General features: G+C 67.8%; 13 protein-coding genes. 10 read left to right on the plus strand and 3 right to left on the minus strand.

The window, feature by feature from the left end:
* Window positions 1-3: 3 nt before the first annotated feature.
* Together ACFE7F_RS02845 and mnmA are read right to left on the minus strand one after the other, a co-directional pair.
* Window positions 4-1,086: a glycosyltransferase gene (locus ACFE7F_RS02845; RefSeq protein ID WP_375402322.1), complete on the minus strand. Its 1,083-nt coding sequence runs from the start codon at window positions 1,084-1,086 to the stop codon at window positions 4-6.
* A 52-nt stretch (window positions 1,087-1,138) separates the two neighbouring features.
* On the minus strand, window positions 1,139-2,245 hold the full coding sequence (gene mnmA, locus ACFE7F_RS02850) for a tRNA 2-thiouridine(34) synthase MnmA (RefSeq protein WP_375402323.1): 1,107 nt from the start codon (window positions 2,243-2,245) through the stop codon (window positions 1,139-1,141).
* 148 nt (window positions 2,246-2,393) lie between these two features.
* Between mnmA and ACFE7F_RS02855 the strand changes: the two genes are divergently transcribed.
* The 3 genes from ACFE7F_RS02855 (at window position 2,394) to ACFE7F_RS02865 (ending at window position 3,398) form a co-directional block, all read left to right on the plus strand.
* Window positions 2,394-2,627, plus strand: a complete 234-nt coding sequence (locus tag ACFE7F_RS02855) for a hypothetical protein (RefSeq protein WP_375402324.1) — start codon at window positions 2,394-2,396, stop codon at window positions 2,625-2,627.
* A gap of 98 nt (window positions 2,628-2,725) precedes the next feature.
* Window positions 2,726-3,025 (plus strand): DUF1153 domain-containing protein, encoded by a 300-nt coding sequence (locus ACFE7F_RS02860; RefSeq protein WP_375402325.1) that lies wholly within the window; start codon window positions 2,726-2,728, stop codon window positions 3,023-3,025.
* Between the two features lie 112 nt (window positions 3,026-3,137).
* Window positions 3,138-3,398 (plus strand): GlsB/YeaQ/YmgE family stress response membrane protein, encoded by a 261-nt coding sequence (locus ACFE7F_RS02865; RefSeq protein ID WP_375402326.1) that lies wholly within the window; start codon window positions 3,138-3,140, stop codon window positions 3,396-3,398.
* 59 nt (window positions 3,399-3,457) lie between these two features.
* Here the strand turns inward: ACFE7F_RS02865 and ACFE7F_RS02870 are convergent, their stop codons facing one another.
* The gene (locus tag ACFE7F_RS02870; RefSeq protein ID WP_375402327.1) at window positions 3,458-4,210 is read right to left on the minus strand and encodes an SIMPL domain-containing protein; all 753 of its coding nucleotides are present in this window, start codon (window positions 4,208-4,210) and stop codon (window positions 3,458-3,460) included.
* A 225-nt stretch (window positions 4,211-4,435) separates the two neighbouring features.
* Here ACFE7F_RS02870 and ACFE7F_RS02875 point away from each other — a divergent pair, with 225 nt between their 5' ends.
* The 7 genes from ACFE7F_RS02875 to ACFE7F_RS02905 all read left to right on the plus strand — a co-directional run.
* The gene (locus ACFE7F_RS02875; protein WP_375402328.1) at window positions 4,436-5,653 is read left to right on the plus strand and encodes an efflux RND transporter periplasmic adaptor subunit; all 1,218 of its coding nucleotides are present in this window, start codon (window positions 4,436-4,438) and stop codon (window positions 5,651-5,653) included.
* A 5-nt stretch (window positions 5,654-5,658) separates the two neighbouring features.
* Window positions 5,659-8,877, plus strand: coding sequence for an efflux RND transporter permease subunit (locus ACFE7F_RS02880; protein WP_375402329.1), 3,219 nt, complete (start codon window positions 5,659-5,661; stop codon window positions 8,875-8,877).
* 57 nt (window positions 8,878-8,934) lie between these two features.
* Window positions 8,935-10,218 carry a DUF445 domain-containing protein gene (locus tag ACFE7F_RS02885; RefSeq protein WP_375402330.1) on the plus strand — a complete coding sequence of 428 codons (1,284 nt, stop codon included), beginning with the start codon at window positions 8,935-8,937 and terminating at the stop codon, window positions 10,216-10,218.
* A gap of 68 nt (window positions 10,219-10,286) precedes the next feature.
* Window positions 10,287-11,390: an MlaE family lipid ABC transporter permease subunit gene (locus ACFE7F_RS02890; protein WP_375402331.1), complete on the plus strand. Its 1,104-nt coding sequence runs from the start codon at window positions 10,287-10,289 to the stop codon at window positions 11,388-11,390.
* The gene (locus ACFE7F_RS02895; protein WP_375402332.1) at window positions 11,390-12,229 is read left to right on the plus strand and encodes an ABC transporter ATP-binding protein; all 840 of its coding nucleotides are present in this window, start codon (window positions 11,390-11,392) and stop codon (window positions 12,227-12,229) included. The genes ACFE7F_RS02890 and ACFE7F_RS02895 overlap by 1 nt, the downstream gene beginning before the upstream one ends.
* Window positions 12,229-13,194: an MlaD family protein gene (locus ACFE7F_RS02900; RefSeq protein ID WP_375402333.1), complete on the plus strand. Its 966-nt coding sequence runs from the start codon at window positions 12,229-12,231 to the stop codon at window positions 13,192-13,194. The genes ACFE7F_RS02895 and ACFE7F_RS02900 overlap by 1 nt, the downstream gene beginning before the upstream one ends.
* A gap of 8 nt (window positions 13,195-13,202) precedes the next feature.
* A partial coding sequence (locus ACFE7F_RS02905; RefSeq protein ID WP_375402334.1) for an ABC-type transport auxiliary lipoprotein family protein occupies window positions 13,203-13,741 on the plus strand: 539 nt, incomplete at its 3' end.

Raw genomic sequence — 13,741 nt, forward strand, 5'->3', positions numbered from 1 at the left:
GCGTTATGCGGCGACCGCTTGGGGCTGGTGGGCGGACTCGATCAGCGCGACGAACTCGCGCGCCCGGTGCGCGGAGCTGTGTTCCGCCAGCACCCGCGCGCGTGCCGCCTCGGCGATCCGCGCGAGTTCCGCGTCGGACAAGGCAAGCGCATCCAGCACATCGTCGGCGGTATCGGCGAGCAGGATTTCCTCGCCCGGCGTTAAGAACCCGTCGAGCCCGTTCCAATGGTCCGACACGATCGGCACGCCGCATGCGGCCGCCTCGAACAGTCGCCCGGACGGGCACCAGCCCATGGCGGCCATGTCGCGGCGGGTGACGTTCACCGTCAGGCGCGACGAGCAGAAGAAGGCGGGGTGTTCGGGCGGTGCTACGTGGTTCATGAACCAGATGTTGGGCTGCCACGGGAAGTCGGTCGGATAGCTCGACCCGCCGAGCACGAACCGGTGCGTGGAGGCCTGCGCGGCTGGCTCGACGAACAGGCGGCGGAGCGTCGGCTGCCGGTCGGCGGCATAGGTGCCCAGGTAGGACAGGTCGCCCCGGTAGACTTCCAGCGACGGCACCGGGCGGTGCGCGGCCGGATCGACATGGCCGTAAAGCGCTGCGGTCCGCCGCGCGCCCAACCGGTCGCGAAGCGCGTCGAGCGCGGGTCCGCCCGTGTAGCTCAGCACCAGATCGAACCGGCCCAGACCATCATCGGGTAGAAAATCGACCGTCTCGCCTGCCGCGAGCCGTCCCAACGTGACGGGCGTGTCGAGATCGTAGAAAATCGTCCGTCCCCGACCGCGATCGTGGATCAGCGCCTCGGCGGCGCGCGCATCCGGGCAGTATGAGGTGATCACCAGTGCATCAGCATCGAGCAGGTCGCGGCCGCGCGCGATCACCTCCGACCAATCGCTGTACAGGATCAGGCGACCGCCGGACAGTTCGCGCAGGTCGCGGTGCTCGGCGTACCAGGGCTGGTCGCGCTCGACGAAGACCACCTCATGCCCCTGCTCGCCCAGCGCCCTGATCAGCCCCCGCCACAACGTCGCGTGGCCGTTGCCCCAGGATGAACTGACGGTCAGCCCCCATACGACGATCTTCATCCGCTTCCCCCGACTGCGAGGGTGTAACGGTACGGCCGCCGGCGCGTTCCGTCTATGCAGGTGCCGGTGCCGCCTCCGTCTCGGCGATCCAGCCGCCGCCGAGCACGCGCTCGCCGGCATAGATCACCGCGGCCTGGCCGGGCGCAACGCCGTATTCGGGAGCGTCGAACAGCACGCGGTCTCCCGAAAGCCGGGCGGAGACGGGCTTGGCCATCGACCGCACCTTTACCGTGAGCGCGTCGTTCCCACCCTCGCCGATCCGGTTAACGTCGGTGAGCCGCGCGGCCCCGACCGCCAACGCCCGCCTAGGTCCGACGACGACGCGCTTCGACGCCGGCTCGATCCGCACCACGTAAAGAGGCTCGGGCGATCCGCCGATCTCCAGCCCGCGGCGCTGGCCGACGGTGAAGCCGATCAGCCCGGCATGTCGCCCGAGCACCCGGCCCGACAGGTCGACGATCTCACCCGCCGTGTCGGCGTCCGGACGCAGGCGGCGGACCAGCCCGGCATAGTCGCGGTCGGGGACGAAGCAGATGTCCTGGCTGTCGGGCTTGGCCGCGACGCCCAGCTCCAGCTCGGCCGCGATCTCGCGCACCCGCGCCTTGGGCAGCCCCCCGAGCGGAAAGCGCAGATAGTCCAGTTGCGCCGTCGTGGTCGCGAACAGGAAATAGCTTTGGTCGCGCGCCGGGTCCGCGCCGCGGTGAAGCTCCGGTCCGGACGCACCCTCGACCCGGCGGACATAGTGGCCGGTCGCGAGGCAATCCGCGCCAAGCTCGCGCGCCAGCCCGAGCAGATCGGTGAATTTAGGCCCGATATTGCACTGGACGCACGGGATCGGCGTGCGCCCGGCCAGATACTCGTCGGCGAAGCGGTCGACGACCTGCGCGCGGAAGCTCGTCTCGTAATCGAATACGTAATGCGCGATGCCCAGCCGATCGCATACGGCGCGCGCGTCGCGGATGTCGCGGCCCGCACAGCACGATCCCGCGCGGCCGACCGCCTCGCCGTGATCATAGAGCTGGAGGGTCACGCCGATCACCTCCGCGCCGGTGCGCGCGGCGAGCGCGGCCACGACCGAGCTGTCGACACCACCCGACATGGCGACGACGACGCGCTTGGTCGCGGGGTCGCCCCCGAGCTGAAAGTCCGCATCGGTCATAGTCGGGGCCGCAGATAGGCGTGGGTAGCGGTCGATGCAAAAGCGTGAGGGCGATCAAGGTTCACAAAGCCTTGCCGGGCGTTTTACGTACCGTTCATGCGAGCGGCGCTAGGGATGTGGCTCACACGAACGCGGGCGGACATGACGATTGGACCTGAGCTTCACGCGCTTCGACCGCGCGTCCGAACTTCGCATGCTTCCGGCGGACCTGGCCGTGCTGATGGTCGGCGTGGCCGCACGCCAAGCCGCGAGCACGACGGCGGGCGCGCAGATCGAGCTCGCACGCGAATCGGATCCGACCGCGCCGGTACCGTTCGCCCCGGCCGACGGGCGTTTCAGCCCGGACACAGCCGAGGCGTTAGCGGCCTGGAAAGACCCGTGAAGGCGATGTTCACCAAGCAGTTTTAGCGGGCGTTCAAGCCCGAAGGCGTACTGACGGTAGCGTGTCGAAGGGGCTTCCGACCCCGATAGAAGGTGCAGATGATCGAGAATCAGAGAATACGGCCCGCCAAGGTCATCGGTCCGCTCGGCGAGCCGCTGACGCTGGATTCGCTGCCACCGCCGCGGACCACGCGTTGGGTGGTGCGCCGCAAGGCGGAGGTGGTCGCGGCCGTGAATGGCGGGCTGCTCTCGGTCGACGAGGTTTGCGAACGCTACTCGCTGACCACCGAGGAGTTCGCCGGCTGGCAGCGCGCCATCGATCGATCGGGGATGCCAGGCCTTCGCGTCACGCGCATCCAGCACTACCGCGACCTGTACGAACGTCAGCAGAAGTACTGACGGCTCGGCCCATTTTATCGGATTTTCAGGTTACGCAGGCGGAACAACTCCGCCTGCTCGCTCGTCTCACCGCCAGTACCCGGATGTAACGGGTGTTAACGGAGGGACATTCATGATCAATCTTCTTATCTGGCTCGTCGTGGGCGGCGTAATCGGCTGGCTGGCCAGCATCATCATGCGTACCGACGCGCAACAGGGCATCTTCCTCAACATCATCGTCGGGATCGTCGGAGCGTTCATCGGCGGCCTGATAATCAGCGGCGGGTCGATCAACAGGGCGCCGCTCAACATCACCTCGTTTCTGGTCTCGCTGGTAGGCGCGGTGATCCTGCTCGCCATCGTCAACCTGGTTCGCCGGGGGCGCGTGCGCTAAGCACGGCGTCGGCCGCTTAGAAAAGGGGCCGTCCGGGTGACCGGACGGCCCCTTTTCTTTTACCGGAGCAGGAAACGGACCGTCACCGTCGCGACCACGTCCGTCTCGCCCGCCATCATATCCGTCTTGGCCCTACCCCCGTCCACCGCGCGCGCGGACATTGCCATGACGACCGGCGGCGGCCCGCCAGGTTGCGTCGCGCCCTCCGCAATGGAAATCATCCGCGCGACGCGCAACCCCGCCGCGCGCGCATACAGATCGGCGCGCGCCCGAGCGTGCCGGATGGCGTCGATGCGCGCCTCGTCAAGCGCGGCGTCGGGCCGCTCCAACGACAGCGTCGGCCCGTCGATCTGGTTCGCACCCTCGCCCACCAGCGCGTCCAGCACCGCGCCCGAGCGGCCGATATCGCGGAACCGCACCGCGACGGTGTTGGTCGCCTGATACCCCGTGACGACCGGAGGCTGGTTCTCGGCATAGCGATATTGCGGCTGGAGCCCGACCTGCGCCGTCTGCATGTCGCGCGCGGCGACGCCCGCGCGGCCCAGACCCATCAGGACGCGCGTCATGCGGTCGGCATTGTCCCGCATCGCGGCAGCGGCGGTAGGCGCGGTCGTCACCACCCCCGCCCGGATCGTCGCGAGATCGGGAACGCGGGTCGTCCTCCCTTCCGCGACGACGTCCAGCACCGCACCCGACGCGGGAACGAGCGCCTCTACGGTCGGCGGCGGCGCTTGCGGAGCGTTCTGCGCATGTGCCGCGCCGCTTACAAACGTCGACACCGCGAACGCCGCCATCATCGATCCGCCACCCATGTCGTCTTCTCCCCGTTCCGGTGTCGCCGTGTTCCATGCGGTTGGCGTCGCTCGGGACAACCGAAGCTGAACAGGTTTCCGGCATATTGCTCGTCGGCGTCGCTTGCGGCGGTCGACCGTGGCGGCCATGAAGTCGCCGGGGACGGAGGCGTCGGGCTTGAGCTTGGTGCTATATTCGGCTAATACAGCTCCTACGATCGGGGCGGCGGGGGTTTGGTGGCGCGGATGAACTACGAAGCGGGATCGATCAACGCCGGAAGCGCGCAGACGCTGCCGGACCTGAGTTCCGACGCAGTCGCCGCCTCGGAGAGGCGCCGCAAGCGCCGCATGCTGATTATCGCCGCGATCCTGCTGCTGCTCGCGGGGCTGGGGACGGCATGGGCGTTCTCACGCGGCGGCGACGCTGCCAAAGGCGGTGCGACGGGCAAGCGCGACGTGCAGCTGCCGACCGTCACCGTAATCGCGCCGGGCCGCCAGACCGTCGACCGAGTCTTGTCGGCCACCGGCACGCTCGCCGCCAGGCGCGAGCTGCCCGTCGGCGTGGCGGGCGAGGGCGGGCTCGTTACGCGCGTCCTCGTCGAGCCGGGCCAGTGGGTCGGCGCGGGACAGGTGCTCGCCACGATCGACCGGTCCGTCCAGACCCAGACGATCGCGCAGCTGGCCGCACAAGTGAACGTCGCCCGGTCGGACGCGGCGCTCGCGCAGGCCGAGCTCGATCGCGCGCGCGCGTTGGTCGACCGCGGGTTCATTTCCAAGGCCGACCTTCAGCGGCGCGGCGCGACCCGCGACGCCGCGCAGGCGCGGGTCAGCGTGGCGCAGGCCGCCGTCGCCGAGCAACGCGCCCGGACCGGGCGGCTCGATATCCGCGCGCCCTCCGCCGGACTGATCCTCACGCGCCAGGTCGAGCCCGGCCAGATCGTCGGTCAGGGCACCGGCGTGATGTTCCGCATGGCGCAGGGCGGTCAGATGGAGATGCAGGCGCGTCTCGCCGAGGCCGACCTGACCGGGCTGTCGGTGGGTGCGCGCGCGACGGTGACGCCCGTCGGCTCGCAGCAAACTTTCGGCGGCGAGGTGTGGCAGGTGTCGCCGGTGATCGACCCCCAGACGCGGCAGGGGATCGCGCGCGTCGCGCTACGCTACGACCGCGCGCTCAGGCCCGGCGGGTTCGCATCGGCCACCATCGTCGCGGGCGCGACGCTGGCGCCGCTGCTCCCCGACTCCGCGCTGCAATCGGACGAACGCGGCAGTTTCGTATATGTGATCGACCGCGCGGGCAAGGTGGCGCGGCGCGACGTGCGGATCGGGCAGGTGTCCGACGGCGGCGTCGCGATCGCGTCGGGCCTGGACGGCACCGAGCGCGTGGTGCGGTCGGCGGGCGGGTTCCTGGCACCCGGGCAGACGGTTAAGCCGGTTCTGGCCCGGATGCAAACGAAGGCGAGCTGATCCCCATGGACTTCCGCAACATCTCCGCCTGGGCGATCCGCAATCCGGTTCCCCCGATCGTCATTTTTGTCGCGCTGACGCTGGCGGGGATCGTGTCGTTCATGCGGATGGACGTAAACAACGATCCCGATATCGACATCCCCATCGTTGTCGCCGTGATCAATCAGCCGGGTGCCGCACCGACCGAGCTCGAGACTCAGGTCACCCAGCGTGTCGAGGCCGCGGTGCGCTCTCTGCAGGGCATCGACGAGATCCGATCGACGATCACCGAGGGCCAGTCCGCCACCGAGATCTACCTAGTGCTGGGGACCCCTATCGACCGCGCGGTGAACGACGTGCGCGATGCAATCTCGCAGATACGCGGCGACCTGCCGGAGGGGATCCTGGAGCCGCAGGTCATTCGCATCAACACGTCGGGCGACGACATCGCCAGCTATTCGGCCGTGACCACCGCGATGACCGTCGAGGAGTTGAGCTGGTATATCGACAATACGGTCGCCAAGGAACTGCTGTCGGTTCCCGGGCTCGCCGTGGTCGAGCGCCAAGGAGGGGTCAGCCGCGAAATCCGCGTCATTCTCGATGCGGTGAGGTTACAGTCACAGGGGCTGACGGCGGCGCAGGTCAACCAGCAACTCCGCCAGGTGAATTTGAACGCCGCGGGTGGACGCGCCGAGATTGCCGGGTCCGAACAATCGGTCCGCGTGGTCGGCAATGCGACAACCGCTTACGAACTCGGCCAAACGCAAATCGCGGTCGGCGGCGGGCGGACGGTGCGTCTATCGGACATCGCCCAGGTCCGCGACCTGTATGCCGAACAGCGCAACCGCGCCGCAGTCGACGGGCGCCAGGCGATTTCGTTCGATTTCCAGCGCGCCAAGGGCGAGTCCGATGTGGCCGTGTTCCATGCGGCGCAAGAGAAGCTGCGGGCACTCGAGAAGCGCACGCCGAGCGTGAAGTTCGTGCTCCGGCAGAATAGCGTGAAATATACCGAGGAGCAATATCACAGCGCGATCGATGCGATGTGGGAGGGCGCGGTGCTCGCAGTCCTCGTCGTGTTTCTATTCCTACGCGATTGGCGGGCGACCTTTATCTCGGCGCTTGCGATCCCGCTGTCGGCGATACCCGCATTCTGGTTCATGGACCTGATGGGCTTTTCGCTCAACACTATGACCCTGCTCGCGCTCAGTCTGGTTGCGGGTGTGCTGGTGGACGATGCGATCGTCGAGATCGAGAATATCGTCCGGCATATGCGCATGGGCAAATCCGCTTATCAGGCGTCGATCGACGCGGCCGACGAGATCGGGCTCGCGGTGCTGGCGACCACGATGGCGATCGTCGCGGTGTTCATGCCGGTTGCATTGATGCCGGGCGTTCCGGGCGAGTATTTCAAGAATTTCGGACTGACGGTGGTCGCTTCCGTGCTGATGAGCCTAGCGGTGGCGCGGCTCGTCACCCCGATGATCGCCGCTTATTTCCTGAAGTCGGGTGGCACCGCCACGCATGGCGAGGGGCGGTTGATGGATTGGTACATGGTCATCCTGCGTTGGTCGCTCGACACCCGTGCGGCGACCGCCGCCAAAGCCAGGGGCGGCTGGCGGCGCTGGACGTCGCGTTTGCGCGACCACCGGCTGTGGGTGGTCGGGATCGGCGCGGTGGCGTTTGCGATGACGGCGATCATGTTCATGATCCTGCCCTCGACGTTCCAGCCGCAGGAGAACAGCGACAACGCCATGGCCTCGATCGAGATGGTTCCGGGTACGACGCTCGCGCAGACCGACCTGGTGGTGAATCGCGTAGCCGAGTTCCTGCGCCGTCAGCCCGAGGTGGAGTCGGTCTATGCCCGCACATATGTCGGCAACGGACGCGTCAACGCCTCGCTCAAGGAGGATCGCGAAAAGACTTCGACCGAATTCGAGCGAGCGCTCGCGCCCGAGCTGGCCAAGATCGCTGACGCGCGCGTGTCGTTCCAGTCGCAAAACGGTTGGGGCAGTGCCGGGCGCGACCTGACCGTGGTTCTCGGCGGCAGCGATCCCAAGCTGCTCGACGACACGGCGCGGCGGATCGTCACGGAGATGGAGACGTTGCCGACACTTCAAAGCCCACGCGTCGCGGGCGACCTGAAGCGTCCGGAGATCGTGATCCGCCCGCGCTTCGATCTCGCGGCCGATCTGGGGGTGACGACCGCCGCCCTGTCGAGCGCGATCCGGATCGCGACCATCGGCGACATCGACCAGAACAGTGCGCGCTTCTCGCTGTCCGATCGGCAGGTGCCGATCCGCGTCGCGCTCGACCAGTCGGCGCGAACCAACCTATCGACGATCCAGAACCTGCCCGTACCGACCCTGAGCGGCGGGTCGGTGCCGTTGGGCGTCGTCGCCGAGATCGGGCTGGGCTCCGGCCCGACCCGCATCTCGCGCGTGGCTCAGCAACGGCAGATCACGATCGGGGCCGATCTAGCGCCTGGAATCGTCAGCGGCACGGCGATGAAGCAAATCCATGAGTTACCGACCATGAAGAACCTGCCGGTCGGGGTCGGCGAGCTGGTGGTCGGGCAGAGCAAGCTGCAGGCGGAAATGATCAGGAGTTTCATCGTCGCGGTGGTGTCGGGCGTGTTCCTGGTATTTGCGGTACTGGTGCTGCTCTATCGGCGGTTTCTGCCGCCCTTCGTCAACATGGGGTCGCTGCTGCTCGCGCCGCTCGGCGGGTTGATCGCCTTGTGGATCGTCGGACAGCCGGTCTCGATGCCCGTCTATATCGGGCTGCTCATGCTGATCGGCATCGTCGCGAAGAATTCGATTCTGGTCATCGATTTCGCGTTGGAGGAGATCGGGAAGGGCGTCGACACGCTGGCCGCCATCCTGGATGCAGGGCACAAGCGCGCTCAGCCGATCGTGATGACCACGGTGGCGATGGTCGCGGGGATGATCCCGACGGCTGTCTCCATCAACGGCGACGCATCGTGGCGCGCCCCGATGGGGATCACCGTGATGGGCGGACTGATCCTGTCGACGATCCTGACGCTCCTGATCGTACCTGCGACCTTCAGCCTGGCGGTCGGGATCGAGCGTTGGATGGGTCCGCGGCTCGGGCGGCGGCTGCTTACCTATCGTCCTGGCGACGACGGATCGGAAGTGCTCGGGGTTGCGGGGCCAGGTGGGCGTCGGCTCGCGCCCGCGCAGGCAAAGCTGGGGTATGGCGACGACCGGATACAGCCCGCGGAATAGCGCCGGGCCGTCCCGCGAGTGCTTGAACTTCCCGCTAATCCGCGCATTGCCGCACCCATGAAGCATCAGCCCATCAAGCGTGCCGCTATCGAGCCCGCTCCTGCGGCGCTCAAACGGATGCGGTTGGTCGCGACCGGGCTGCTCGTCGCCATGGCGGCGCTGTTCTTCATTAGTCGAGCGTTGATCGGGGCGTATCCGCAGGACGCGCCGTTTTGGGGGTTCGTGCGTGCGTTCGCGGAGGCCGCGATGGTCGGCGGGCTGGCCGATTGGTTCGCGGTGACGGCGTTGTTCCGGCATCCGCTGGGCATTCCAATCCCTCACACCGCGATTGTGCCCAACAACAAGGAGCGGATCGGTGACACGCTGGCGCTGTTCCTGCGCACGAACTTCCTGATCCCCGGCGTCATCGCCAGGCGAATGCGGCGGCTGGACGTAGCGGCCGCGATATCGCGCTGGTTGACCGATCCGCCGGAGGGTGCGGGCGGACGCTTCCGCCAGGGCGCGTCGCGGCTCGTCGCGCAGGCGCTCGAGGATCTCGATCCGGCGCGGATGGGCGGGGTGATCAAAGGGGCGATCGGTGCGCGGCTGCGCGAGGCGCAGGCCGCGCCGCTCGCCGGGCAGCTACTCGCCGCCGCGATGCGGGAGGGCCGGCACCAGCCGCTGATCGACGGCGCGCTGCGCTGGGCCGCGCAGACGCTGGCCGAGAACGAGGGGCTGATCCGCCAGATGGTCAGCGACCGGGCGGGCAGCATCCTGCGCTGGACCGGCCTGGACGAAACGGTCGCCAATAAGCTGATCGACGGGCTCGACAAGCTGCTGGGCGAGATGGTCGACAATCGCGCGCATCCCGTGCGGCTGCGAGCGGAGGAGTCGCTCGACCGGCTGGTGTGGAACCTTCAGCATGACCCGGCGATGCGCGAGCGGGTGGAGGCGGTAAAAGAGGAGCTGATCGCCAACCCCGCCATGCAAAGCTGGCTGGAGGGGCTGTGGGAAGCGGCGCGCGCCGGGCTGTTGCGCATCGCGCGCGATCCGGAAGCGGCGATGGCGGGCCAGTTGGGGCAGGTGTTGCGCCAGCTTGGCGAGACATTGCGCGACGAACCCGCGCTGGCGCGCCGTATTAACCGCTTCACGCGCCGAGCGGTGGTGGGGATCGCGACCGATTACGGCGACGGCATCGTACGCCTGGTGTCGGAGACGGTGCGCGGCTGGGATACCCGGACGATCAGCGCCAGGCTGGAAAACCAGGTCGGGCGCGACCTGCAATATATCCGCGTCAACGGGACGCTGGTGGGTGGACTGGTCGGGCTGATCATCCACGCGGTCGATCTGGCGCTGGCGTGACGCCGCCCCGTGCCTGACAATTCAAGCATCTTGCCGCAGAGCGGCATTTCCCGCATGATCAGGGTTGGATGAGCGCGACAGCCGATTTCTCCGCGACGGATGGCGACGGCGTTGTGCGCTTCACCGGCGATCTGTCGCTCGCGCGCCTCGGTTCGCTGCCCGAGCGGCTCTCGGCGCATGCCGGCCAAGTTAACCGCATCGACCTGTCGGGGATCGACCGGCTCGACACGATCGGCGCCTGGGTCGTCCACCGCTTCGCCGCCAAGCACGATGCCGCCGTCGAAGGGCTCGGGGAGGACGACCGGCACCTCTTCGCGCAGGTCGAGCATGCCGACCAAACGGTCGCGACTCGTCCGGCGACGATCACGCCGTTCAAGCGCGTGCTGGGCGAGGTCGGGACGGCGGTTTCGACGGCCATGCGGACCATGTACGGCCTGCTGGGCTTCCTGGGCGCGACCGCGCTCGCCTTTATCAATATCGCGCGGCATCCCCGGCGGTTCCGCTTCAATGCGGTCGTCCACGAGCTGGAGGCGGTCGGCGTTTCCGCGCTGGGTATCATCGGGCTGATGAGCTTCCTGATCGGCATGGTCATCGCGCAGCAGGGCGCGGTGCAGCTTCGCCAGTTCGGAGCGGAGGTATTCACGATCAACCTCGTCGGGCGGCTGACGCTCCGCGAGATGGGGGTGCTGATGACCGCGATCATGGTCGCCGGGCGGTCGGGTTCCGCCTTCGCGGCGCAGATCGGCACCATGAAGCTGACGGAGGAGATCGACGCGCTGCGCACCATCGGCGTGTCGCCGATGGAGGCGCTGGTGGTGCCGCGTACGATCGCCGCTATCCTGCTGATGCCGCTGCTCGGCTTCTACGCGTCGGTGATCGCGCTGGTAGGCGGCGGGTTGTTGACTTGGGTGACGCTCGACATCCCGCCCGTCACCTTCGTCCAGCGCATTCGCGAGGTGGTGCCGATCACCGACCTGTTCATCGGCCTGATCAAGGCGCCCGTATTCGGCGCGATCATCGCGGTCGCCGGCTGCTTTCAGGGCATGCTCGTCGAGGGCGACGCCGAACAGGTCGGTAGGCGAACGACGGCGGCGGTCGTGCAGGCGATCTTCCTGGTGATCGTTCTGGACGCGTTCTTTGCGGTGTTCTTCACCTGGATCGGTTGGAATTGATGGCGGCGCGCAGGTCCCACGACGATCCGATCGTTCGCGTGCGCGGCCTGAGCAACGCGTTCGGCGATGCGGTCATCCATGAGAACCTCGATCTGGACGTCAGGCAGGGCGAGATACTCGGCGTCGTGGGCGGATCGGGGACGGGCAAGTCGGTGCTGATGCGCTCCATCATCGGGCTGCAGGTACCGACCGCGGGCGAGATCAGGGTGTTCGATCTGCCCACCATCGGCCGCGAGGAGGGGGATATGGCCGAGATCAGCAAACGTTGGGGCGTGCTGTTCCAGGGGGGGGCGCTGTTTTCCACGCTGACCGTCGCGGAGAACGTGCAGGTTCCGCTCAAGGAGTTTTACCGGGGCCTTGATCAGGCGCTGCTCGACCAGATATCGTCGTTCAAGGTGGTGATGACCGGCTTGCCCGTGGACGCCGGGCCGAAATACCCCGCCGAGCTGTCGGGCGGCATGAAGAAGCGCGCCGGCCTCGCCCGTGCCCTGGCGCTCGACCCCGACCTGCTGTTCCTGGACGAGCCGACCGCCGGGCTCGATCCGATCGGCGCGGCCGCGTTCGACGAGCTCACCCGTTCGCTCCAGAAGACGCTCGGGTTGACCGTATTCCTGATCACCCATGATCTCGACACATTATACGCTATATGTGACCGGGTGGCGGTGTTGGCGGACAAGCGTGTGATCGCGATCGGCACCATCGACGAGCTGTTGGCGACCGATCATCCTTGGATCGCCGAATATTTCGGTGGGCCGCGCGGCCGCGCCGCGATCGCATCTAAGGATCGCGGGACGCAGAGCGGCGGGACGGAGACGTCCGGGGCGAGAGTGGAGAGCTGATGGAGACCCGGTCCAATCACGTGCTGGTCGGCGGTGTCGTGCTGCTGTTGCTTGCGTTGCTCGCGCTATTCACCGTCTGGATCGCACGGCTCGGCGGCGCGTCGGAGAAGGAGTACGACATCTTCTTCCAGCAGTCGGTTGATGGGCTTGCGCGCGGATCGGGCGTGACCTTCGCGGGTGTACCGATCGGCCAGATCACGCAAATCGAGTTGTGGCGCAATAATATCGAGTTCGTGCGGGTGCGTGTCCGCGTCAACGAAGACACGCCGATCCTACAGGGCACCACGGCGACGATCTCGTCGATCGGTTTCACCGGAGTCAGCCAGATCTCGCTTGACGGCGCGCGTAAGGGTGCGCCGCCGATCGCCTGCCCCGAGGGCGGGACCGGGAGCACCTGCCCATATGGAGTTCCGGTGATCCCGACGCGCACGGGCGGGCTGGGCGCGATCCTGAACTCCGCGCCACAGTTGCTCGAGCGGCTGTCGACGCTGACCGATCGGCTGACCGGATTGCTGACCGATCGAAATCAAGCGTCGGTCGCGGGCATCCTTGAGAACACCACCCGCTTAACCGACGCCTTTGCCGACCGCGCGCCCGAGATCGCGGCGACGCTGGCGCAGACGCGCGTTGCGATCCAACAGGCGGGCGATGCCGCGCAGCAGGTCGGCGCGCTTGCGGGCACGACCAACAACGTGCTCGCGCGCGATATCCAGCCGACGGTCGCCAACTTGAATCGTACGATCGCGTCGGCGCAGCGCTCCGCCGATACGCTCAATGAAGCTATCGGCGAGGCACGGCCGGGGCTTCAGGCCTTCTCCAAGCAGACGATCCCCGAGGTCGGGCTGCTGGTGCGCGATCTGCGCCAGACCAGTGCCGCCCTGTCGTCGATCGCCGAGAAGGTCGATCAGCAGGGGGCGGGCGCGCTCGTAGGTCAGTCCAAGCTGCCGGACTATAAGGGTAAGTGAGGCCGATCATGCGCTACGCCGTCCTTCTTCTCGTCGCGCCGCTGGCCGGCTGCATCAGCTTCGGCGCGGCCCCGCCGCCGACGCTGTTGACCATCGAGCCGGCGGCGGCGGTGCCGGTCGGCCCCGTCCAGCGTGCGACCGGGGCGAACGGGGTCACGGTGGCGGAGCCGAGCGTACCGCAGGCGCTGGCGACCACGCGCGTACCCGTCCACGCGACCCCGACCACGATCGCCTACGTCAAGGACGCGCAGTGGGCCGAGCCGCCCGCGCGGCTGTTCGCTCGGCTGATGGGCGACACGATCACCACGCGCACGGGTCGGCTGGTGCTGAGCGGCGCTCCATCGGCCGTCGACCCCGGCGCGCGCCTGGGCGGCGAGCTCCGCCGCTTCGATCTCGACGCGACCGCGCGGGTCGCGGTGGTGACGTTCGACGCCTCGCTGATCCGCGGCGAGGCGGGTACGGTAGAGAAGCGCCGCTTCGAGGCGCGGGTGCCGGTGACGGCGATCGACGCCGCCAACGCGGGCGCGGCGCTCGGCGACGCGGCGAA

This window comes from uncultured Sphingomonas sp., assembly GCF_964235535.1.
GTDB lineage: Bacteria > Pseudomonadota > Alphaproteobacteria > Sphingomonadales > Sphingomonadaceae > Sphingomonas.